General features: G+C 65.1%; 22 protein-coding genes. 11 read left to right on the top strand and 11 right to left on the bottom strand.

The genetic code is table 11. The features are described from left to right. Positions 1-278: 278 nt before the first annotated feature. Positions 279-833 (top strand): dCTP deaminase, encoded by a 555-nt coding sequence (gene dcd, locus C8J45_RS04330; protein WP_055878967.1) that lies wholly within the window; start codon positions 279-281, stop codon positions 831-833. A gap of 599 nt (positions 834-1,432) precedes the next feature. Here the strand turns inward: dcd and C8J45_RS04325 are convergent. The 5 genes from C8J45_RS04325 to C8J45_RS04305 all read right to left on the bottom strand — a co-directional run bounded on the left by C8J45_RS04325 (position 1,433) and on the right by C8J45_RS04305 (position 4,654). Next, positions 1,433-1,792, bottom strand: coding sequence for a hypothetical protein (locus C8J45_RS04325; protein WP_107962259.1), 360 nt, complete (start codon positions 1,790-1,792; stop codon positions 1,433-1,435). A 234-nt stretch (positions 1,793-2,026) separates the two neighbouring features. Beyond that, positions 2,027-2,455, bottom strand: coding sequence for a biopolymer transporter ExbD (locus C8J45_RS04320; RefSeq protein WP_181321086.1), 429 nt, complete (start codon positions 2,453-2,455; stop codon positions 2,027-2,029). A 46-nt stretch (positions 2,456-2,501) separates the two neighbouring features. Then, entirely contained in the window at positions 2,502-2,978 is a 477-nt protein-coding gene (locus C8J45_RS04315; RefSeq protein WP_107961980.1) for a biopolymer transporter ExbD, read from the bottom strand. A 93-nt stretch (positions 2,979-3,071) separates the two neighbouring features. Further along, positions 3,072-3,866, bottom strand: coding sequence for a MotA/TolQ/ExbB proton channel family protein (locus C8J45_RS04310; RefSeq protein WP_107961979.1), 795 nt, complete (start codon positions 3,864-3,866; stop codon positions 3,072-3,074). Positions 3,867-3,973: 107 nt separating this feature from the next. Further along, on the bottom strand, positions 3,974-4,654 hold the full coding sequence (locus C8J45_RS04305; RefSeq protein ID WP_107961978.1) for an energy transducer TonB: 681 nt from the start codon (positions 4,652-4,654) through the stop codon (positions 3,974-3,976). Positions 4,655-4,878: 224 nt separating this feature from the next. Here C8J45_RS04305 and C8J45_RS04300 point away from each other — a divergent pair, with 224 nt between their 5' ends. Then, positions 4,879-5,787 (top strand): hypothetical protein, encoded by a 909-nt coding sequence (locus tag C8J45_RS04300; RefSeq protein ID WP_107961977.1) that lies wholly within the window; start codon positions 4,879-4,881, stop codon positions 5,785-5,787. Positions 5,788-5,800: 13 nt separating this feature from the next. Here C8J45_RS04300 and C8J45_RS04295 read toward each other — a convergent pair whose 3' ends face one another. Further along, on the bottom strand, positions 5,801-6,082 hold the full coding sequence (locus tag C8J45_RS04295; protein ID WP_107961976.1) for a Rossmann fold domain-containing protein: 282 nt from the start codon (positions 6,080-6,082) through the stop codon (positions 5,801-5,803). A 4-nt stretch (positions 6,083-6,086) separates the two neighbouring features. Beyond that, positions 6,087-6,458 (bottom strand): dihydroneopterin aldolase, encoded by a 372-nt coding sequence (locus C8J45_RS04290; RefSeq protein WP_107961975.1) that lies wholly within the window; start codon positions 6,456-6,458, stop codon positions 6,087-6,089. Between the two features lie 283 nt (positions 6,459-6,741). Here C8J45_RS04290 and C8J45_RS04285 point away from each other — a divergent pair, with 283 nt between their 5' ends. The 4 genes from C8J45_RS04285 to C8J45_RS04270 are packed head-to-tail and all read left to right on the top strand — an operon-like array spanning position 6,742 to position 9,638. Continuing rightward, positions 6,742-7,269 carry a GNAT family N-acetyltransferase gene (locus C8J45_RS04285; RefSeq protein WP_107962258.1) on the top strand — a complete coding sequence of 176 codons (528 nt, stop codon included), beginning with the start codon at positions 6,742-6,744 and terminating at the stop codon, positions 7,267-7,269. 43 nt (positions 7,270-7,312) lie between these two features. Next, positions 7,313-7,879 (top strand): DUF1285 domain-containing protein, encoded by a 567-nt coding sequence (locus tag C8J45_RS04280; protein ID WP_107961974.1) that lies wholly within the window; start codon positions 7,313-7,315, stop codon positions 7,877-7,879. Continuing rightward, the gene (locus tag C8J45_RS04275) at positions 7,876-8,472 is read left to right on the top strand and encodes a CoA pyrophosphatase (protein WP_107961973.1); all 597 of its coding nucleotides are present in this window, start codon (positions 7,876-7,878) and stop codon (positions 8,470-8,472) included. Before C8J45_RS04280 ends, C8J45_RS04275 begins: the two co-directional genes overlap by 4 nt. Beyond that, complete coding sequence (locus C8J45_RS04270) at positions 8,463-9,638, top strand: CCA tRNA nucleotidyltransferase (RefSeq protein WP_258191277.1); 1,176 nt, start codon at positions 8,463-8,465, stop codon at positions 9,636-9,638. The genes C8J45_RS04275 and C8J45_RS04270 overlap by 10 nt, the downstream gene beginning before the upstream one ends. A gap of 81 nt (positions 9,639-9,719) precedes the next feature. Here the strand turns inward: C8J45_RS04270 and C8J45_RS04265 are convergent, their stop codons facing one another. Next, positions 9,720-11,384 carry a bifunctional diguanylate cyclase/phosphodiesterase gene (locus tag C8J45_RS04265; protein ID WP_107961971.1) on the bottom strand — a complete coding sequence of 555 codons (1,665 nt, stop codon included), beginning with the start codon at positions 11,382-11,384 and terminating at the stop codon, positions 9,720-9,722. A gap of 107 nt (positions 11,385-11,491) precedes the next feature. After that, positions 11,492-13,741, bottom strand: coding sequence for a DNA topoisomerase IV subunit A (parC, locus tag C8J45_RS04260; RefSeq protein WP_107961970.1), 2,250 nt, complete (start codon positions 13,739-13,741; stop codon positions 11,492-11,494). A 123-nt stretch (positions 13,742-13,864) separates the two neighbouring features. Here parC and C8J45_RS04255 point away from each other — a divergent pair, with 123 nt between their 5' ends. After that, on the top strand, positions 13,865-14,785 hold the full coding sequence (locus C8J45_RS04255) for a S9 family peptidase (RefSeq protein WP_107961969.1): 921 nt from the start codon (positions 13,865-13,867) through the stop codon (positions 14,783-14,785). Then, complete coding sequence (kynU, locus tag C8J45_RS04250; RefSeq protein ID WP_107961968.1) at positions 14,782-15,996, top strand: kynureninase; 1,215 nt, start codon at positions 14,782-14,784, stop codon at positions 15,994-15,996. The genes C8J45_RS04255 and kynU overlap by 4 nt, the downstream gene beginning before the upstream one ends. Before the next feature lie 37 nt (positions 15,997-16,033). On the opposite strand, the gene C8J45_RS04245 is transcribed toward kynU, so the two are convergent. Next, a complete protein-coding gene (locus C8J45_RS04245) occupies positions 16,034-16,834 on the bottom strand; it encodes a hypothetical protein (protein ID WP_146168565.1) in 801 nt (266 codons plus the stop codon). 289 nt (positions 16,835-17,123) lie between these two features. On the opposite strand from C8J45_RS04245, the gene purC reads away from it, so the two are divergent. From purC to purQ, 3 genes are read left to right on the top strand one after another with little or no spacing between them, the layout of a single operon-like run. Then, positions 17,124-17,903: a phosphoribosylaminoimidazolesuccinocarboxamide synthase gene (gene purC / locus C8J45_RS04240; RefSeq protein WP_056050712.1), complete on the top strand. Its 780-nt coding sequence runs from the start codon at positions 17,124-17,126 to the stop codon at positions 17,901-17,903. Continuing rightward, a complete protein-coding gene (gene purS / locus C8J45_RS04235) occupies positions 17,904-18,134 on the top strand; it encodes a phosphoribosylformylglycinamidine synthase subunit PurS (protein WP_056050714.1) in 231 nt (76 codons plus the stop codon). It begins immediately after the preceding gene. Further along, positions 18,131-18,799 (top strand): phosphoribosylformylglycinamidine synthase subunit PurQ, encoded by a 669-nt coding sequence (gene purQ / locus C8J45_RS04230; RefSeq protein WP_107961966.1) that lies wholly within the window; start codon positions 18,131-18,133, stop codon positions 18,797-18,799. Before purS ends, purQ begins: the two co-directional genes overlap by 4 nt. Positions 18,800-18,897: 98 nt before the next feature. Here the strand turns inward: purQ and C8J45_RS04225 are convergent, their stop codons facing one another. Further along, complete coding sequence (locus tag C8J45_RS04225) at positions 18,898-19,653, bottom strand: queuosine precursor transporter (RefSeq protein WP_107961965.1); 756 nt, start codon at positions 19,651-19,653, stop codon at positions 18,898-18,900. Positions 19,654-19,664: the final 11 nt, after the last annotated feature.

Raw genomic sequence — 19,664 nt, 5'->3', positions numbered from 1 at the left:
TGATCGGCAGCGAACGATCGTCGAAATTGGGTGACGGGGTCTCGATGAACTTCAAGCCAGCTTCCCTTTCAGCCGTCGGGCCAGCACCGACGGCGCAGTCGCGATCGCGGCGATCGTGACGTCGCACTGTGACGCCACCGCCCGACCGCATCAATAGCCTACGCGCGCGAGCGGACGCTTCGTGAGGGGCGCGCGGACGGGGCGGCACGTGATTCGGCGCGTCCCTCTTGCCGTCGGCACGCATCCGGGCGAAAGCCGCTCCCGAAAAGGGAGTTGCCATGTCCGTGATGTCCGACCGCTGGATCCGCGAGCGCGCGCTGGGCGATGCGATGATCGAACCGTTCCACGAAGCGCAGCGCCGCGACGGCTGCATCTCGTACGGGCTGTCGTCCTACGGCTACGACGCGCGCGTTGCCGACGAGTTCAAGATCTTCACCAACGTCGACAGCGCGATCGTCGACCCGAAGGACTTCGCCGCGAACAGCTTCGTCGATCGCAAGACCGACGTCTGCATCATCCCGCCGAACAGCTTCGCGCTTGCCCGCACCGTCGAATATTTCCGCGTGCCGCGCGACGTGCTGGTGATCTGCCTCGGCAAGTCGACCTATGCGCGCTGCGGGATCATCGTCAACGTGACGCCGCTGGAGCCGGAATGGGAGGGGCATGTGACGCTGGAATTCTCCAACACCACGCCGTTGCCGGCCAAGATCTATGCGAACGAGGGCGCGTGCCAATTCCTGTTCCTGAAGGGGAACGAGCCTTGCGAGGTGAGCTATGCGGATCGCGCCGGTAAATACATGGGCCAGCGCGGGGTGACGCTGCCGCGGCTTTAGGGCTTGGGGCATGGGGCTTCGGGCTTGGGGCTGGGTACTGCTGCCTCCGGGGCGATTGACGCGGGGCTGTGGAAACTTAGACTTGCTCCACGTTTGTTCCGGCTCAGGAGGTTGCCAGCTCCCGCCGCGGATTCACCGGCCCAGCGAGCTGTCAGACACGTGGACAAATCGGGCGAACCGAGCTCTCCCCGTCTCCCCTACCCGGCGAGGGCCGGGGTCCAAGCGGCGAGGTCTAGGTGACGACGCTTAACGCTCCGTTGGCAGCGTCCCGATTGGGTCCAGGCCTCCGCCGGGGTAGTGTCGTGCGTGTCTGATAGACGAAGTCTACGAGTGCTGACGACGGGACGGGCACACCCAAACCTAGCACACACGTCTTCAATACGAAGATCAACCGCGGACGATTTGACCCCGCTGCCAAACCCACATGCTCAAACGGTGTCGTGACTTGCCGCTCATGGCAGTTCGTCATCCAACAGATACCGAACCATCAACCTTCAACTTGATCCCCCACGAAGGCGGAGACCACGCCTGCGCTCCCGCCTTCGCAGGAGAACAGGGAGAGGGTGAACCCTCCGCGATCACGACCGCGAGATCACCCTTTAGCGAGTGGCAATCTGCTGCGCTTGCCGAGCAAGCGCACGGCTAGCCAGATCGTGCGACGATGCCACCGCGCCGGATGGCAGGTCCATCGCAACCGCAGGTCGCTCCAGCACCGCCGCATACAGCGCGCGTGCCTCCGATTCGCGACCCGTGCGGTGATAGACCGACGCGAGGTTGAGCATCAGTTCAGCGCGCTGCGGGAAGATCTTGCGCTCGGCGACGATGCGCTGCTCCGCCATCGACAGATCGCCGGCTGCGATCGCGACGTAGCCCGTGCGATCGACCGTCGCGGACTGGTCCGCCAGAGCCGGCGTCGCGGCGCCAAGAGTTGCGAGAACGAACAGAACGGACTTGCGCATCATCCATCTCCACTGACCTTCGCATTCCGGAAGGTTTCACTTTTGTGACAACGGTGTGTCACTTCGATGACTGTCATACAAGTACATTGATCAAGCGCGCTCGCGCGGGTTCATTGCCTCGATCGATCTGCCCCGCGTCGCTTCGATCCGAGCCTCGCTCGTCACGAGCACACGACAAAAAAGGGCGGCCCCGGAGGACCGCCCTTTGGACGTTCGATACTGTACGCAGGCGACTTAGAAGTCGTTGCGGTACTGCTCGTTGCCGATGAAGCCGAGCTTGGTGATCGCGGACCGCTTGATCACGGCCAGCGTGCGATCGACCACTTCGTACCGGGCCTGTGGATCAGGCTGGAAGTGAAGTTCGGGCTCGGGCGTCATGCCCGCGGACTGATCCAGATACTGGCGAAGCGTGACCTCGTCGACCGGCGCACCGTTCCACGCGATAACACCGGCGGCATCGATCGAGATCTTGTTCTTCTCGGGATTGACCGGGTTCTGCGGCTGGTTCGGGCTATTGACCGGAAGGTCGACCTTAACCGCGTGCGTCTGAATGGGGATCGTGATGATGAACATGATGAGGAGAACGAGCAGGACGTCGATCAACGGCGTCATGTTCATTTCCATCATCGGCGCGCCATCTTCTTTGCCGCCGCTCATTGCCATTTTATACTACTCCTAATTACGTCCGAGCCACCATCAGCGTTCGGCATCAGCGTTCGGTGGTGCCGCCGGGAGGCGGTTCGGAGATGAAGCCGACACGGGCGAACCCGGCCTGCTGCATCGTGTAGATCGTGGCGCCGATGCAGCGATACGGTGCGTTCACGTCGCCGCGAATATGCGCCTCAGGCAGCTCGAGGCCAGCGGCGTTGGCACCGCCCTGACGTGCGATCTCGGCCTTCAGCTTGTCCACGCCGCGCTGCAGCAGCTCTTCATGGGTAACCGGCGAAAGACCCCAGAATACCTGGCACTGCCCGTTGGCCGACGTCACCGACAGCGAGACGTTCTCGGGCTTGGTCATCGTCGGATCGAAGCGGACATCCGGGAGCTTCAGCTGCACCGCCTGGACCGCGACGGTCGTCGTCACCAGGAAGATGATCAGGAGCACGAGCATGACGTCGACCAGCGGCGTCGTATTGATGTCCGATATCGAACTCTCGGTGGAATCGCCACCAACACTCATCGCCATGTGCGAACTATCCTATCCATTTGATCGCCACCGGAACCGCCGGCAGCAATGAAGCGGGGCAGCTGCGAGCAGCAGCCCCGCCTTTCACGCGTCTTAGTTGGCGCGCGGTACGCCACCGGTCTGGCCGGCAGTCGTGGTCGTCGTGACAGGCTTGGCCGGAACCGGCTTTGCGCCCGAAGCGATCGACGGACGAACAGCACCGTTCGAAGCGAGGAAGCCGAGCACGTCGTTCGAGAAGGCCGACAGGTCCTCTGCGATCGACTTGTTGCGACGCTGCAGCCAGTTGTACGACAGAACGGCAGGAACCGCGACGACCAGACCGAGGGCGGTCATGATCAGTGCTTCACCGACCGGCCCTGCGACCTTGTCGATCGATGCCTGACCCGATGCACCGATCTTCACGAGCGCGCGGTAGATGCCGATAACCGTACCGAACAGACCGATGAACGGCGAAACCGAACCGACCGTCGCGAGGAAGGCGAGACCGCCACCGAGCTTCGAGTTGATCGCGGCTTCCGAACGCGCGAGCGAACCGTGCAGCCAGTCATGCGCCTCGACCGGATCGGTCAGCTTCGAATGCTGCTCCTGAGCGGCGAGACCGTCGTCGACGATCTGCTTGTAGGCCGAGTTCTTCTCGAGCTTGGCCGAACCTTCGCGAAGGCTGTTCGACGACCAGAACGCCTGACGGACGCGCTTGCCCTGACCGATGATCTTCTGCTGCTCGAACAGCTTCGAGAACAGGATGTAGAACGACACGACCGACATCAGCACGAGGATGCCGAACACGGTCTGCGAAATCAGGCCGCCTTCACGGAGTGCGGCTTGCAGGCCGTACGGGTTGGCGTCGGCTGCGGCGGGCGCTGCCGCTGCAAGGATGGTGGTGATCATGATCGGTTAGTCCTCTGACTATAGTCAATGTCTGAAACGAAAAGTGCAGCGTAAACTGACCAGAGTATCGAGCCCAAATCACCGGGCCCGATAATCACTGGCCCAAATCACTGGGGCGGGATCTTCCACGTGACGCGACGCGAAGAGCTCGACCGGATCGGATTGCCCGCCGTGTCCATTGCCGGCGAATACCGACCACGCCGGGTGATCGCGGCGCATGCGGCCCGATCCAGCGCGGACGATCCGCTCGACGACGTCACGCGGCAATTCTCGACGCGACCCTGGGCATTGATGTCCCAAGCGATCCCAACGGTGCCTTCTTCCTCGGCGCGCAGCGAACTCGGCGGATAATCATCCGTCGAAACCCACTGAGCAGGATCACCCTTAGGTCCGGCTGCCTTGCTGACGACTGGCGGCGCGGGGGGCGCTGCTGGAGCCGGCGGGGCTGGCGGCGACGGCGGGGCCGTCGGCTGGAACTTGGGGATGATGCTCGACGTGGTAATCGCTGGAGCGGGCTGCGGCGTTACCACGACCGGCGGCGGCGTCACGACCGTGGTCGGTGGCGGCGGCAGGTTTGGCTGGTCAGGCGGCGGCGGCGGGGGCTCGTCGGGTGGAGGCGGCGGCGGTGGCGGCTCCACGTCGAACGTCGTCATCTTTTCCTGGGCCTTCTTTACGTACTGATACGCAAGGCCAGTGACGAAAGCATAGCCCAAGGCCGCATGAATCAGCGCGACGATCACGATCGCGACGATTTTGCCTCCGGACATCTTCTGGTCAGTATAGGCCATTCAGAAACGACACTCCCTTAATCTGCCTGCTCCGTACGCACGTATCCGCACTCGGTACGCGACACATACGTCTGCCGTTGGCCGGAATAACCACGGGGCAGTGCCCAAGTCCTATCGCCACGTTCTGCGACACGCAAACGCTTTGTCAGACGCAACAAACGTACAACCGTACGATGGCAGAATTATTTCTGTATCGTTCAGCTTCAGTCGCGTAGCCTGAACACATGAATCCACTGTTTCACGTTACGGCTTCGGCCCTCGCGATCGCCCTCGTCGCACTGCCCGCCGATGCCGGCCGGGCGCCACCGCAGCCGCCGGTTTCTCCCGGTACGACGCCTGTCACGGCAGGCCAGGCGTCACGAGAGGCGCCACCGGAAACACAAGGCGGGATCGGCTATGCCAACGTCGCCGACCTGGTTCTCTCGGCACCCATCATCGCCGATGCGACCGTGCGGTCGACCGCAAAGATAAAGCCGGCCGAGGCGCCCAATCTCGCACCCGGGCTTGTCCGGCTCTATGTCGAAGTCGACGTCACGGCGCTGATCCGGGGTGCGGACGGACTGCCGCCGCGAATCGGGTACCTACTCGATATCGCACCCGATTCCGCGGGCAAGGTGCCCAAGTTCAAGAAGGCGCGCGTGTTGATCTTCGCGCGGCCGGTCGCAGGCGCAGTCAACCAGGTTCAGCTGATCGCGCCCGATGCGCAACTCGACTGGACACCGACGGCGGATGCGCGCGCCCGCAAGATCGCCAAGGATGCGCTGGCCAGCGACGCGCCACCGGTCATCACCGGGATCGGCAACGCGTTTCACGTCGCTGGTGCGCTGCCTGGCGAAGGCGAGACGCAGATCTTCCTGACGACGGCGGATCAACGACCGGTTTCGCTATCGATACTGCGTCGCCCGGGCGAGCAACCCCGCTGGGCGGTGGCGCTAAGCGAGATCGTCGACGAATCGGCAGCACCGCCTGCTCCCGAGACGCTGCTATGGTACCGGATGGCATGCGCGTTGCCGGCGACGCTACCCGAACGGAGCACCGGATCGCTCGAAGCCGCCGATGCGACGATCGCACGCGAGGATTACGCGTTCGTCCTGGCCGCGCTCGGACCCTGCGGGCGGACGCGGAAGAGCTGAACGCCCTCACGATTTAGCGCTTGCCGATCTCCAGCACCTGCCCGGTAGTCGACTGCGCCCGCTCGAGAAAAGCGACGGCGGCATCGATGTCGGCAGGGTCTGCTCCCCCGCCCGGCACGACGGCGTTGAGCCGAGTCGACGGCGCCAACTCGACCGCCAGCGGCGCGATCGATGCCCTCGCCTGCGCCATCGTCAGCGCATCCAGCATCGGCGAGATCACGACGACGAGCGATTCGCCCCCCGCCCCGCGGACCAATGCCGCGATCTCGCCACCCGACTCCAGCGTCAGCCGCATCCGATCACCGCCGATGACGGACGAGCGTGACCCCGATCGCCTCGTCGGCTTCGGCGATCGCGAGCTTCACGATCTTCACCTGCACCCGTAACACCCGCGCATCCTGCAGAAACAGCGTTTCGCAGATATGATCGGCCACGCCCTCGATCAGCGTAAAGTGCACGCCGGGCGGCAGCGCGGTGGTCGCCGCGTTCTTCAGGTCGAGATAGTTCTTGGAGGCGGACAACGGCGTATCCGGCGCAAAGCGCTTCGGGCAGACCATGTCGACCGTCAGCGAGATCCGCAGCGGCTGCGGCAGGTGCGTCTCTTCCGAATAGATGCCGGTCAGGACCTGCACTTCGAGATCGTGAACTTCGAGTTGAAGACTGTCTTCCATAGGCGCGCCTCTAGCAGACGCACGCCGAGATGAAAGTCGGCTCTTCAGAAGAGCGAACGCGGTCGGGTATTTGCCCCCCTCGATCCTCCCTGCCAGGGGGAGGTGGCGGGCACTTGCATGACGGAAGCGTAGTTCAGGCATTATGCCCGCTGCGTGTCGCCCTTTTCCGAAGCCTTCGGTTATCCTTGCGTTCAGCGTCGCCAACGCTAAAGCGCGCTGCCCCACCGTTCACGCGCCGCCGACACGCGGTCGACACGCGGCGCATGCGGGGCAGGAGATGCCGGTGATCACGCTCGTCCCCCTCGATGTCATCAATCCGACTGCGGTCGAGATGTTGCTCGATGCCGCTTTCGGCCCGGATCGGTTCACGCGGACCGCCTATATGATCCGCGGCACCGGCACGCCGATCGCTGCGCTCAGCTTCGCCGCGGTCGAGGACGGCGTATTGGTCGGCTCGATCCAGTGCTGGCCGATCGCGCTGATCGACGACGACCGGCAGAGTCCGCTGGTAATGGTCGGTCCGGTCGCCGTCTCCCCCAACCGCCAGGGCGACGGCATCGGTCGCAGCCTCGTCGCGCGGGTGCTCGAGGCCGCTGCCGCGAACGGACTCGACGATGCGCTCATGCTGATCGGCGACCCCGATTATTACGGTCGCTTCTTCGGCTTCTCGGCCGAGCGCACCGCATTCTGGGACGCCCCCGGCCCGGTCGAGCGCCACCGCCTGCTCGCGCGCGGCACTGCGGTACCGGATACCGCGGGCATACTCGGTCCACGCACGGCGAAGACGATACCAGTCACCGCATCCGTATAAGGCGCCGCTTTACCTCGGCCCCCTCCCCGCCTAGTCCGCCGCCATGCCCATGGATCCCATTCCCGATATCGCCTCGCTCAGTCTCGCCGAGATCGCCAAGCTCGTCGAGGAGGCCAAGTTGCCCCCCGTCGAGAAATGGAATCCGACGCATTGCGGCGACAGCGAGATGCGGATCGCACGCGACGGCACCTGGTATCACCAGGGCTCGCCGATCGGGCGCCCGGCGATGGTCCGGCTGTTCTCGACGATCCTCCGCCGCGAACCCGACGGTACGCACGTCCTCGTCACCCCCGTCGAGAAACTCGATATCGAGGTCGAGGACGCGGCCTTCATCGCGGTCGAGATGAAAGCCGAAGGTAGCGGTCGCGACGCGAAGCTCGCCTTCCGACTGAACACCGGCGACCTGGTCACCGCAGGCCCGGAGCATCCGCTGCGCTTCGTCGAGGATACGGATGGCCCACGCCCCTACCTCGCCGTGCGCGGCGGGATGGAGGCGCTGGTCGTGCGCTCGGTCTATTACGAACTCGCCGAGCGCGCGATCGCCGACGACGCGACGCCCGCCGGGCTGTGGAGCGACGGCGCGTTCTTCCCGCTGGAGCCCGCTGCATGAGCCTCACGGAACGGATGACCGCGGCGCTGGCGAAGGGCGCCGGGTCGCACATGATCCTGCTCACCGGCGACCAGCATGACGGCGATCTCACCGCCGCCGACACGTTGCTTCCCGCCGCGGTGCTGATCGCGGTGACCGACCGCGCCGATCCGGGCGTGATCCTGACGCAGCGCACCGACACGATGAGCCGCCACCCCGGCCAGATCGCGTTCCCCGGCGGTCGGATCGATCCCGGCGAGGACGTCGTGACCGCGGCGCTGCGCGAGGCCGAGGAGGAGATCGCCCTCCCCCGCGACCAGGTCCGCGTGATCGGCGAGGCCGACAGCTACCGCACCGTCACCGGGTTCCAGGTGACGCCGGTGATCGGCATCATCCCGCCCGACCTGATCTTCACGCCGAGCGAAGCGGAAGTCGCCAGCGTCTTCGAAGTCCCGCTCGCGTTCCTGCTCGACGAGGCAAACCATGTCGAGGCGACGCTCGAATGGCAGGGCCACGACCGGCATTATTACGAGATCATGTGGAACGAGCGCCGCATCTGGGGTGCGACCGCAGCGATGATCGTCAACCTCGCGCGCCGCCTGAGGTGGTCTTGATACTCCCGGCTGCGGCGTGGCACGACCGTGATGGCCTGGAAGCACTGACCAAGGTTCTCGGCGCGGCGGACGGCGAGTCGCGCTTCGTCGGTGGCGCGGTGCGCGATACGCTGCTCGGGATTGAAGTCGCCGATGTCGATATCGCCACCCGCCTGCCCCCGCAGGAGGTGATCGAGCGGCTTCAGGATGCGCGGATCAAGGCGGTCCCAACCGGGCTCGCGCACGGTACGATCACCGCCGTCACGCCAGCCGGCCCGGTCGAGGTGACGACGTTGCGCCGTGACGTCTCGACCGACGGTCGCCATGCGATCATCGCCTATACCGACGACTGGCGCGAGGATGCGGCGCGCCGCGACTTCACGATGAACGCGCTCTACGCGGACCCGGCGACCGGCGAGATCTTCGATTATTTCGGCGGGCTGGACGATCTCGCGGCACGGCGCGTCCGCTTCATCGGCGACCCGCTGCAGCGGATCGCCGAAGATCACCTTCGCATCCTCCGCTTCTTCCGCTTCCATGCGCGGTTCGGCACCACGATCGACGAAGCCGGGCTCGACGCCTGCACCGCACGTGCCAACGACCTGATGGCGCTTTCGCGCGAACGCGTCGCGAGCGAAGTGCTGAAACTGCTGGTCGCGGCCAACGCCGTGCCAGTGGTCGCGCTGATGGTCGAGCGCGGCATCTTTCGTGCGGTGTTGCCGGAGATCGACGCGGCCGGTGCCGAGCGGCTCGCCCTCCTTGCCGACCGCGAGACGACGGCAGGCATCGCGCCGGACCCGATCCGCCGCCTCGCCATGACGATCGCTCCCGCAGCGGCCGAAGCCGTCGGCGCGCGTTTGAAGCTCTCGAACACCGACCGCAAGCGCCTGATCGCTGCCACCGCCGGCCCCGGCGAGGAAGGCCCGCAGGCACTTGCCTACCGCGTTGGCACGACCGTCGCGGTCGACCGCCTTTTGATCGCCGGCGACGACGTCACGCCGATCAAGGACTGGACGCCGCCCGCCTTCCCGTTCTCGGGCGGCGCACTGGTCGAACGCGGGCTCCGCAGAGGGCCGGACGTCGCGGCAATGCTGCGCCGGGTCGAGACGCAGTGGATCGCAGAACGCTTCCCCGATGCCGCACGGGTCGCGGCAATCGCCGACGAAATGGTCACGACCGCGCTCTGAGGCAGCGTTTTTGAGTCCGAAGGAGCCGGACGCAGGTCATCCGTCATTCCCTTGTTCCGGTCGATCGGAGCAGGGCGGAGGCTAGGCGACAGACCCGATCATCGCATAGGCCGCATCGGCCTCAAGTGGCTTGGCATAGAAATATCCTTGCCCGAACGTGCACCCCAGCGCGGCCAGCGTCTGCGCCAGTTCGTTCGTCTCGATACCTTCGGCGGTGGTCTTCATCCCCAGCGCCTGCGCCAGGCTCAGGATCGCGCGGACGATCGACACCTTGTCGCGGTCGGCAAGCATCCCCGAGACGAAACTGCGATCGATCTTGAGCACGTCGATCGGCAGCTTCTGGAGGTATGCGAGGTTCGAATATCCCGTCCCGAAATCGTCCATCGCGAGCGTCGTGCCAAGCGCCTTCAGCGCATGCATCGTGCCCGTGATGCGGTCCGGATCGGTGACGATCGCGCTCTCCGTCAGCTCCAGCGTGAAGCGATCCCCGCTCAATCCGGTCGACGCCAGCGCCGCCTCGACCACCGGCGCGATGTCGTCGCGCTGCAGCTGGATCGCCGACAGATTGACCGCGACCTTCACCCCGCACGATCCGCCGTGGCGCATGTCCCAGCCAGCCAGCGTCCGGGCCGCCTCTTCGATCGCCCAGCGCCCCAGCGGCACGATCAGCCCGGATTCCTCCGCAACCGGGATGAATTCGGTCGGGTTGTGCGCGCGCCCCTGTTCGTCGGTCCAGCGGGCGAGCGCCTCGAACGACACGATCCGGCCGGTCGCGAGATCGCAGATCGGCTGATACGCCAGCCGCAGTTCGCGATTCTCGATCGCGCGCCGCAATGCGGTCTCCATGCTGAACTGCGCGCGGGCGATCGCGAAGTCCTGCGGCAAATAACTCTCGGCGCGACCGCTCACCTTCGCCCGCTTCACCGCGAACTGCGCGTGGCGGATCAGTTCGGCGACGTCGGCAGCCTCGTCGCCGCCGTACGCAATGCCGACCGAGCATTCGACGCTGATCTCGTAATCGGTAAGCCGAAACGGCGTCGTCAGCGTCCGCTGGATCCGCTCGGCCAAGGCGTGCGCCTCGTCGCGGTCATTGTCGACCGTCATGAGGATGCCGAACTGATCGCCACCGATGCGGGCCAGCGTATCGCGGGCGCGCAACGCCCCCTTGATCCGCCGGGCGACGGTGATCAGCAATTCGTCACCGGCCAGCGAGCCCAGACACGAGTTCAGCCGCCCGAACCGGTCGAGATCGATCGCAAGAACCGCACTGGCGCTACGATCGCCGATATCCTCGATCAGTTCCTCGAATCCCTCGCGGTTCGGCAAACCGGTCAGGCTGTCGGTCGTCATCTCGCGGCGCAGGCTGCGTTCGGTCTGGATCTGCGAGGTCTGGTCGATGAAACTGATCGTGCAGCGATCGCGCAACGACGCGAACGTCCGCGCGATCGTCACGCGGTAATAACGGCAGTCGATCTCGTCCCCCAGCGACCATTCGAAATCGGACCGCAAGCTCGCCGAATCGAGGAAGGCAAGGATACGCGATCCCAGATCGGCGATCATCGGCGATCGCTCGGCAATGACGCCCAGGCCAGCCAGCCGATAGGCGCGGTTCATCGCGAACAGATCGAACACACCGGCGTTCACCACCACGTGCGCCGCCGGTATGGGAACGAGTTCGAGCGCCCGCGCGACGAGTTCCGTCGCGACGATTGGTTGCGTCATCGCATCCGGGGCCATCGATGCCATGCGTCTTGCCTAGCCGACGTTCGTTAAAACGTCCTGAAGGAACCGAAACGGCTCTTAACTGTCGTTTATCGCCAATCTTTCGGTTTTACAGCGTGCTACCGCTGGATTTACCCGAACCGATTATCGCGCGGGAAACCGGTCGGTGGCATTCTTCCTGCTGCGCCGCGTGCCGCACGCCATGGGCCAAGGTCCGATTCGGTCCGGGTTCTTCCCGTGCCGCCACCCATCGCCCAGCTCAGACCCTCGGCAAAGACGAACGTGATCGCATCCGCGAGCCCGCCGTCACGATAGCGCTGCAACTGAAGCCCCTGCCCGCGCGTCATCTCGACCAGTTCGGCGAGCGGGAACACCAGCATCTTCCGGTTGTCGCCGATCGCCGCGACGTAATCGTCATTGGGGCCGATCGGCCGGACGATCTTCAATTGCGCACCCGGGCGTGGTGTCATTACCGTCTTGCCCTTGCGGGTCTCAGCAACGACCTCCGCCGAACTCACCGAGAAGCCACGCCCGTCGGTCGCGACCACCAGTAGTTTCGGATGCTTGCTCGCGGGCAGCAGCGCGACGATCCCGACGCTGCCGTCGAGATCGATCATCGCCCGCACCGGCTCGCCGAAGCCGCGGCCGCCGGGCAGCTTGTCCGCCGCCAGCGTGTAGAAGCGCCCGTTCTCCGCCGCGAGCAACAGCTTGTCGGTGGTCTGCGCATGGAACGCATAGGCCGGGCCGTCGCCCTCCTTGAACTTCAGCGCTTCCGGGCTCGCGAGATCGTTGTGCCCCTTCATCGCCCGGATCCAGCCGCGCTGCGACAGGATCACGGTGATCGGCTCGCGCTCGATCATCGCCTCGAGCGGGATGTCGCGTGTCGGCGCGTGCTCCTCTATCGTCGTCCGCCGTTTGCCGAGTGGGGTCTCAAGCCCGTATCGATCGCGGATCTTCGCCATGTCGCGCTTCATCCGCGCGCGCTGTTTCTTCGGATCCGCCAGCAACGCCGCCAGCGTCGCCTGCTCCTTGTCGAGTTTGTCGCGCTCGGTCTTGATCTCGAACTCTTCGAGCCGCCGCAGAGATCGCAGCCGCATGTTGAGGATCGCCTCGGCCTGGCGATCGGTGAGCGCGAACTCGGCGATCATCACCTTTTTCGGCTCATCCTCGGTGCGGATGATCTCGATCACGCGGTCGAGATTGAGATACGCGATCAGATAGCCGTCGAGCAGCTCTACGCGGTCGGCGATCTTCGCCAGCCGATGCTCGGTCCGCCGGCGCAACACGACGAACTGGTGATCGACCCACGCCGCCAGCGCCTCACGCAATGACATAACGCGCGGCGTGCGATCCTTGTCGAGCACGTTGAGGTTGAGGCTGATCCGCGTCTCGAGGTCGGTCAGCCGGAACAACCCGTCCATCAGGATCTGCGGGTCGACCGTGCGGCTGCGCGGTTCGAGCACGATGCGGATCTCGGTATCCGATTCGTCGCGCACGTCGGCAAGGATCGGCAGGCGCTTGGCGTTGATCAGATCGGCGATCTGCTCGATCAGCTTGCCCTTCTGGACGCCGTACGGGATCTCCGTGACGATCAGCTGCCAGCCGCCGCCCTTCTCCCGCTCGGTTTCCCACCGGGCACGGACGCGAAAGCCACCACGCCCGGTCGCGTAGGATTCGCGGATGACCGCGGGCGGATCGACGACGAGGCCGCCGGTCGGGAAATCGGGTCCCTTTACATGTTCCAGGATCGCCACGTCGTCAGCATCGGGCGTATCGATCAGGACGATCGCCGCCTCGAGCAGTTCGGCGGCGTTGTGCGGCGGGATGCTCGTCGCCATGCCGACCGCGATCCCGCTCGCGCCGTTCGCCAGCAGGTTCGGGAACAGCCCCGGGAACAGCTCGGGCTCGTGATCCTCGCCATTATAGGTCGGGCGATACGCGACCGCGTCCTCGTCGAGCCCGTCCATCAGGTCGATCGCGACCTGGGTCAGCCTTGCCTCGGTGTAGCGATAGGCGGCCGCGTTATCGCCGTCGATGTTGCCAAAATTGCCCTGCCCGTCGACCAGCGGATAGCGCATCGCAAACGACTGCGCCAAGCGCACCATCGCGTCGTAGACGGACTGGTCGCCATGCGGATGATATTTGCCGATCACGTCGCCGACGACACGCGCGCACTTCTTGTAGCCCTGCGCGGGATCGAGCTTGAGTAGCCGCATGGCCCACAGCAGGCGCCGATGCACCGGCTTCATCCCGTCGCGCACGTCGGGTAGCGACCGCGCGGTGATCGTCGATAGCGCATAGACGAGATACCGCTCGGACAGCGCGCTGTCGAAGGGGGCGTCGACGATGGAGTCGAACGGATCTTTGAAATCGGTGGCCATTGCGCGCAGCGATAGCAGCCGGGAACGAAACGATCAAAGCATGAACGTACGAAGCGGCCGGCACGTTCGATCACGACGATATGCCCGCATGACGCGGTCGATCGAGCCCGCTACACCAACCTTATGATCCGCCTCGCCTTTCTCGCGCTCGCCGCGATGTCCACGCCCCTCATCGCGCAAACGCCCGCTTCCCCGCCGCCCAAACTGCTGACATGGCCCGACCTGACCGAGCGGCCCAAGCCGATGCCCGACGCGACCATCGCTTACGGCACCGACCAGATGCAGAAGGTCGACGTCTGGCTCCCCAAGGGCAAGACAAAACGCGCCTCCCCGGTGGTCGTGATGGTTCATGGCGGCTGCTGGACGACGAGCATCGCCGATCGCAGCCTGATGAACTGGATCGCCGACGACCTCCGCAACGCCGGCGTCGCGGTCTGGAACATAGACTATCGCGGTGTCGACCGGAGCGGTGGCGGCTATCCCGGTACGTTCGCGGATGCTGCGAAGGCTGCGAACCAACTCAAGGTCAGCGCCAAGACGTTCAACCTGGATACGCGCCGCGTGCTAGCGATCGGCCACTCCGCCGGTGGTCACCTCGCGCTCTGGCTCGCCGCCCGCGCGAAGCTTCCGACAACGAGCGTGCTCCACGCCGCGAACCCGCTCCGCATCCGCCACGTCATCAGCCTCGGCGGCCTGCCCGATCTCGAAGCCACCGCGACCAACGCCGACAATGGCTGCGGTACCGAAGTCGTCGCGAAACTGGTCGGTGCACCCACGCCTCAGCATCCGGACGTCTACGCCGACACATCGGTCCCGCGCCTCCTCCCGCTCGGCGTGAAGCAGGACCTGGTCAACGGCCGCGAGGACCGGATCATCCCCTTCGTCATGGCCACCGATTACGTTGCAAAGGCCACGGCGGCCGGCGACACCGCCACGCTCCACACCATTCCAGCGACCGGCCATGTCGAACTGATCGCGCCGGAAACGCCCGCCTGGGTCGAAGCCAGACGCCTGATCCTGACCTATTTCGGAAAGAGCCAGTGACTCTCGAAGACGCCCGCGCGCTCGACGCGACCGATCCGCTCGCCGCCTACCGCGACAAGTTCGCGCTCCCCGAGGGCGTGATCTACCTCGACGGCAACTCGCTCGGCGCGCTGCCTAGGGCCATGCCCGCCGCGCTCGCCGAGGTCGCAACCCGCCAATGGGGCGACCGCCTCATCCGCAGCTGGAACGAAGGCTGGATCGACGCACCCCAGCGGATCGGCGCTAAGATCGCGCCCCTGATCGGCGCGGGCGAGGACGAGGTCATTATCAGCGACACGACCTCGACGCACCTTTTTAAGGCGTTGGTTGCCGGGCTGCGCAGCAATCCGGAGCGTCACACGGTCTTGAGCGAGGCCGGTAACTTCCCCACCGACCTGCACATCGCCGAGGGCGCTGTCGCCTGCGTCCCCGGCGCACGGCTCAAAGTGGTGGCCCGCGAAGACCTCGCCGTGGCGCTCGACGACGACACCGCAGTGCTGCTGCTCACCCACGTCCACTACAAGACCAGCGACCGCTTCGACATGACCGCCTGGACTGCCCGCGCACACGACGCAGGCGCGCTCATGCTCTGGGACCTGAGCCACAGCGTCGGCGCGGTCCCGATCGACCTCAACGGCGCGAACGCCGATCTCGCGGTCGGCTGCACGTACAAATACCTCAACGGCGGCCCCGGCGCGCCCGCGTTCCTCTACGTCGCCAAGCGCTGGCAGGATGCACTCGCCAGCCCGCTGTCCGGCTGGATGGGCCACGCCGCGCCGTTCGCGTTCGAGGACGCCTACCGCCCCGCCCCCGGCATGAAGCGCTGGCTTGCCGGCACCCCCGCGATGCTCTCGACCGCTGCCCTAGAAACCGCGCTCGACCTCTGGGCCGACATCGACCAACACGCCGTCGCCACCAAGAGCGCGCAACTGTTCGGCATTCTCGCCGCCGCAGTCGACGCGCTAGGCCTCGACTGCGTTAGCCCCCGAGACCCCGCCAAACGCGGCAGTCACATCAGCTTCCGCCACCCGCATGCCTACGAACTGACCCAAGCACTTATGGCGCGCGGCGTAATCGGCGACTTCCGCGACCCCGACATCCTTCGCCTCGGCCTCACGCCGCTATACCTCAGCCATGAAGACGTCTGGCACGCGGGCGAAATTCTCCGAGAAGCGCTCGAAACCGAAGCTTGGCGTGACCCGGCTCTCGGGCAACGGCTCGCCGTAACGTAAGCCAATTGCGCGGGGAGTGCGGTCGAGCAGATCGGGGCTATCGGGTCGGGATCAGCGTATCCACGCCCTTCGCAGCGACCGCCCAGCGATAGACCGCGTCGGCAATATAGAACCTGAACTGGGTGCCGTCGAAATACACGTTACGTGCGTTGCCGACGCATATCCTACCCCTGTTGACGATGGCCGCTTCTATCCGACGAACCGCGCTTAGGGGCTTGTCGGTCATCGCAAGTTTCACGGCCAGTTCCGGTTCAATGCGAACGAAGCACACCGCGGCCTCGAAGTACCGGCGATCGACGGGCAGCCGGAATTTGGCGAGCGAGATCTCCCGCGCGTTGAACCGTGCCTGCACCTCGGGATCGGCAGTTTGCTCTTTCGTGAGCACCAGGTCCGGGACGAAGGCCTTGAGCGCTTCGACCATCAGCGCACCCCGATCATAATAGACATTCTGGATGATTCCCAGATGCGCGTCTTCGGTATCGGGCGCGCACGCCGCGTACACCTTCGCGAGCCGCAGCATCGCGAACTCCTGTCGCGTGCTGTTCGTCCGTGAATCGATTGCCGTCTGCAGCCAGGTGCGACGGTCCGGCGCTGCTCGTGCGGGACATGCAGCCCATCGTTGCGAAAGGTCGAAGACCTGCCGGCTGCGAACCGCACTTCCCGTACGCGACGTGCCGAACGACTTCAGCGTCACCGCCGAGCTCTTGTCTTCGATATCGCGCAGGGCCGTGACGACGATCTCGTCGGAAGCGGGTTCGACAGGCGGGTGCGGCACGGAAGGCACGGTGTCCTGCGGCGCATATATCAGCGCCAATCCAGCCAATGCGATATGAAGCATGCAGCTCTCCCATGTGTCGGGCGTGTTGGACGGTCCGACCGTACAGGCGGTGACGGCGGAGCCAACTGATAATTGGCTGCTTTTTGATCGGAAATCGTTCGATCGGAAACGACGGTCCGTTTCTCGATGCCGGCGATATCGCCGCCACACGCCGAACACCCACCGATCCGATTGCACCCCCCGCACCCTTCGCCTATAGGCGCGGCCTATTCCGGCCTCGGCTTCGCGGTGCATATCGCGTAGGCTGGGGCCGCTCGATTTTCATCGCTCGATTTCCAGGGGACCGCGCATGGCTCGCCGCCGCCAGATCTACGAAGGCAAGGCCAAGATCCTCTACGAGGGTCCCGAGCCGGGCACGCTGATCCAGTATTTCAAGGACGACGCGACCGCGTTCAATGCCCAGAAAAAGGGCACGATCAACGGCAAGGGCGTGCTCAACAACCGGATTTCCGAGCACATCTTCACGCTGCTCGATCATATCGGCGTGCCGACGCACTTCATCCGCCGCCTCAACATGCGCGAGCAGCTGATCCGCCAGGTCGAGATCGTCCCGATCGAAGTCGTCGTTCGCAACGTCGCCGCGGGCTCGATCTCGACGCGCCTCGGGATCGAGGAGGGCACCAAACTGCCCCGCACGATCATCGAATATTACTACAAGGACGATGCGCTCGGCGATCCGATGATCTCCGACGAACACATCGCCGCGTTCGGCTGGGCGAGCCAGGAGGAGATGCACGACATCGCCGACCTCGCGATCCGCGTGAACGATTTCCTGTGTGGGCTGTTCGCCGGCGTCGGCATCCGCCTGGTCGACTTCAAGCTCGAATTCGGTCGCATCTTCGACAACGACTTCGGTCGCATCATCCTCGCCGACGAGATTAGCCCCGATGGCTGCCGTCTGTGGGACATGGAAACCAACGAGAAGATGGACAAGGATCGCTTCCGTCGCGATCTCGGTGGTGAAGTCGAGGCGTATCAAGAGGTTGCACGCCGGCTCGGCCTGCTGCCCGAGGGTGCGGACAACGCCGTCCTCGACCTCGAAAAGCATCGCAAGAACCGGGGCAAGTAAATGAAACTCAAGGTTTTCGTGACATTGAAGCCCGGCGTGCTCGATCCGCAGGGCCGGGCGATCCACCACGCGCTCGGCAGCCTCGGCTTCGACGGCGTGCAGGACGTCCGCCAGGGCAAGCTGATCGAACTGGAAGTCGCCGACGATACCGACGACGCGACGATCGACGGCATGTGCCGCAAGCTACTCGCGAACACGGTGATCGAGAATTACCGGGTCGAGCGCGCATGAAAACTGCGGTCATCGTCTTCCCCGGCTCCAACTGCGACCGCGACATCGCCGTCGCGTTGGAAGCGGTGACCGGGGTCAAGCCGCTCATGGTCTGGCACGGTGATGCGGACTTGCCGGCGGACGTTGGCCTGGTCGCGGTCCCCGGTGGCTTCTCGTATGGCGACTACCTCCGCTCGGGCGCGATCGCGGCACGGTCGCCGATCATGCGCGCGGTCGTCGAGCAGGCTGGCAAGGGCTTGCCCGTGCTGGGTGTCTGTAACGGCTTCCAGGTGTTGACCGAGGCGGGGCTCCTGCCCGGCGCGCTGATGCGCAACGAGGGGCTGAACTTCGTCTGCCGCGATGTCGCGCTGACCGTCGAGACTGCGAGCTCGACGTTCACATCGGGGTACACGGCCGGCGAACGCGTCTCCTTCCCGGTCGCGCACCACGACGGCAACTACTTCGCCGACGCCGAAACGCTCGACCGCCTCGAAGGCGAAGGCCGCGTAGCGTTCCGTTATGCGGAGAGCGTCAACGGTTCCGCGCGCGACATCGCTGGGCTGCTGAACGACAAGGGCAACGTGCTTGGCATGATGCCACACCCGGAGCGTCGCATCGAAGCGGCACACGGTGGCACCGATGGCCGGCGTTTGTTTGAGGGCCTGCTCGAAGCCGTCAGCGCCTAACCCTTGTTCCCCCGCGAAAGCGGGGGCCCAGGATACCACCCACATCGACCGTAACCCTGGACTCCCGCGTGCGCGGGAGAGCAGTCAAGGTCGAGGCGTCAAACCCGGGTCCGGAACGGTGAGAAGTCCGTCCCCCGGTCATACACATCGACCCCTTCGCGCCGCTTCAACCAGCCCACCGCCAAATAGGTCAGCGGCGTCAGCAACACCTCCCACGACACCTTCAGCAAGAACTGGCTGACCATCACCATCAGCATCGCCTCCACCGGCCAGTCCGGCGCGCCGTAGAAGGCGAGCGGGTAGAAGATCAGGCTGTCGAACGCCTGCCCCACGATCGTACTCCCGATCGTCCGCGTCCACAGCATCCGCCCCTGAGTCCAGATCTTCATCCGCGCGAGCACGAAGCTGTTGGCGAACTCCCCCACCCAGAACGCGCAGATCGACGCGAACACGATCCGCGGTACCTGTCCGAAAACGGACTCGTACGCCGCCTGCCCGGTCCACCCAGCGTCGGGCGGCAACGCGACGACGACCGCCGACATGAACACCATGAACAGCATCGCGCCGAACCCCGCCCAGATGCAGCGCCGTGCGTACGCATAGCCGTACACCTCGGTCAGGACGTCGCCGATCACATAGCTGACCGGAAAGAAGAGAATGCCCGCGCCGAACGGCCACGCACCGAGGAACGGCAGGTCGATCACCGCGCGCTTGCCCGCGCCGATCACGTTCGACAGCAGCAGGATCGTGACGAACGCCGCCATCACGAAATCGAAATAGCGAAACTGCGAGCCGCCGACTGCGCTCGCGGCAACCGGCTTCGCCCCCTGCGCGTGATCCGTACCAATATCCATGACCGACATTA

This window comes from Sphingomonas sp. PP-CE-3G-477 (genome assembly GCF_003050745.1).
Taxonomy (GTDB): Bacteria; Pseudomonadota; Alphaproteobacteria; order Sphingomonadales; family Sphingomonadaceae; genus Sphingomonas.
Note: the sequence above shows the minus strand (reverse complement) of the source record. Positions and strands in the feature narration are given on the sequence as shown.

What these genes read in the sequence shown, in the direction of transcription:
- C8J45_RS04275 (WP_107961973.1), top strand. Translation starts at nt 7,876, where the DNA reads ATGAGCCTCACGGAACGGATGACCGCGGCGCTGGCGAAGGGCGCCGGG.
- purS (WP_056050714.1), top strand. Translation starts at nt 17,904, where the DNA reads ATGAAACTCAAGGTTTTCGTGACATTGAAGCCCGGCGTGCTCGATCCG.
- purC (WP_056050712.1), top strand. Translation starts at nt 17,124, where the DNA reads ATGGCTCGCCGCCGCCAGATCTACGAAGGCAAGGCCAAGATCCTCTAC.
- C8J45_RS04280 (WP_107961974.1), top strand. Translation starts at nt 7,313, where the DNA reads ATGCCCATGGATCCCATTCCCGATATCGCCTCGCTCAGTCTCGCCGAG.
- purQ (WP_107961966.1), top strand. Translation starts at nt 18,131, where the DNA reads ATGAAAACTGCGGTCATCGTCTTCCCCGGCTCCAACTGCGACCGCGAC.
- C8J45_RS04225 (WP_107961965.1), bottom strand. Translation starts at nt 19,653, where the DNA reads ATGGATATTGGTACGGATCACGCGCAGGGGGCGAAGCCGGTTGCCGCG.
- C8J45_RS04315 (WP_107961980.1), bottom strand. Translation starts at nt 2,978, where the DNA reads ATGGCGATGAGTGTTGGTGGCGATTCCACCGAGAGTTCGATATCGGAC.
- C8J45_RS04255 (WP_107961969.1), top strand. Translation starts at nt 13,865, where the DNA reads ATGATCCGCCTCGCCTTTCTCGCGCTCGCCGCGATGTCCACGCCCCTC.
- C8J45_RS04290 (WP_107961975.1), bottom strand. Translation starts at nt 6,458, where the DNA reads ATGGAAGACAGTCTTCAACTCGAAGTTCACGATCTCGAAGTGCAGGTC.
- C8J45_RS04320 (WP_181321086.1), bottom strand. Translation starts at nt 2,455, where the DNA reads ATGGCAATGAGCGGCGGCAAAGAAGATGGCGCGCCGATGATGGAAATG.
- dcd (WP_055878967.1), top strand. Translation starts at nt 279, where the DNA reads ATGTCCGTGATGTCCGACCGCTGGATCCGCGAGCGCGCGCTGGGCGAT.
- parC (WP_107961970.1), bottom strand. Translation starts at nt 13,741, where the DNA reads ATGGCCACCGATTTCAAAGATCCGTTCGACTCCATCGTCGACGCCCCC.
- C8J45_RS04300 (WP_107961977.1), top strand. Translation starts at nt 4,879, where the DNA reads ATGAATCCACTGTTTCACGTTACGGCTTCGGCCCTCGCGATCGCCCTC.
- C8J45_RS04305 (WP_107961978.1), bottom strand. Translation starts at nt 4,654, where the DNA reads ATGGCCTATACTGACCAGAAGATGTCCGGAGGCAAAATCGTCGCGATC.
- C8J45_RS04295 (WP_107961976.1), bottom strand. Translation starts at nt 6,082, where the DNA reads ATGCGGCTGACGCTGGAGTCGGGTGGCGAGATCGCGGCATTGGTCCGC.
- C8J45_RS04325 (WP_107962259.1), bottom strand. Translation starts at nt 1,792, where the DNA reads ATGCGCAAGTCCGTTCTGTTCGTTCTCGCAACTCTTGGCGCCGCGACG.
- C8J45_RS04245 (WP_146168565.1), bottom strand. Translation starts at nt 16,834, where the DNA reads ATGCTTCATATCGCATTGGCTGGATTGGCGCTGATATATGCGCCGCAG.
- C8J45_RS04265 (WP_107961971.1), bottom strand. Translation starts at nt 11,384, where the DNA reads ATGGCATCGATGGCCCCGGATGCGATGACGCAACCAATCGTCGCGACG.
- C8J45_RS04310 (WP_107961979.1), bottom strand. Translation starts at nt 3,866, where the DNA reads ATGATCACCACCATCCTTGCAGCGGCAGCGCCCGCCGCAGCCGACGCC.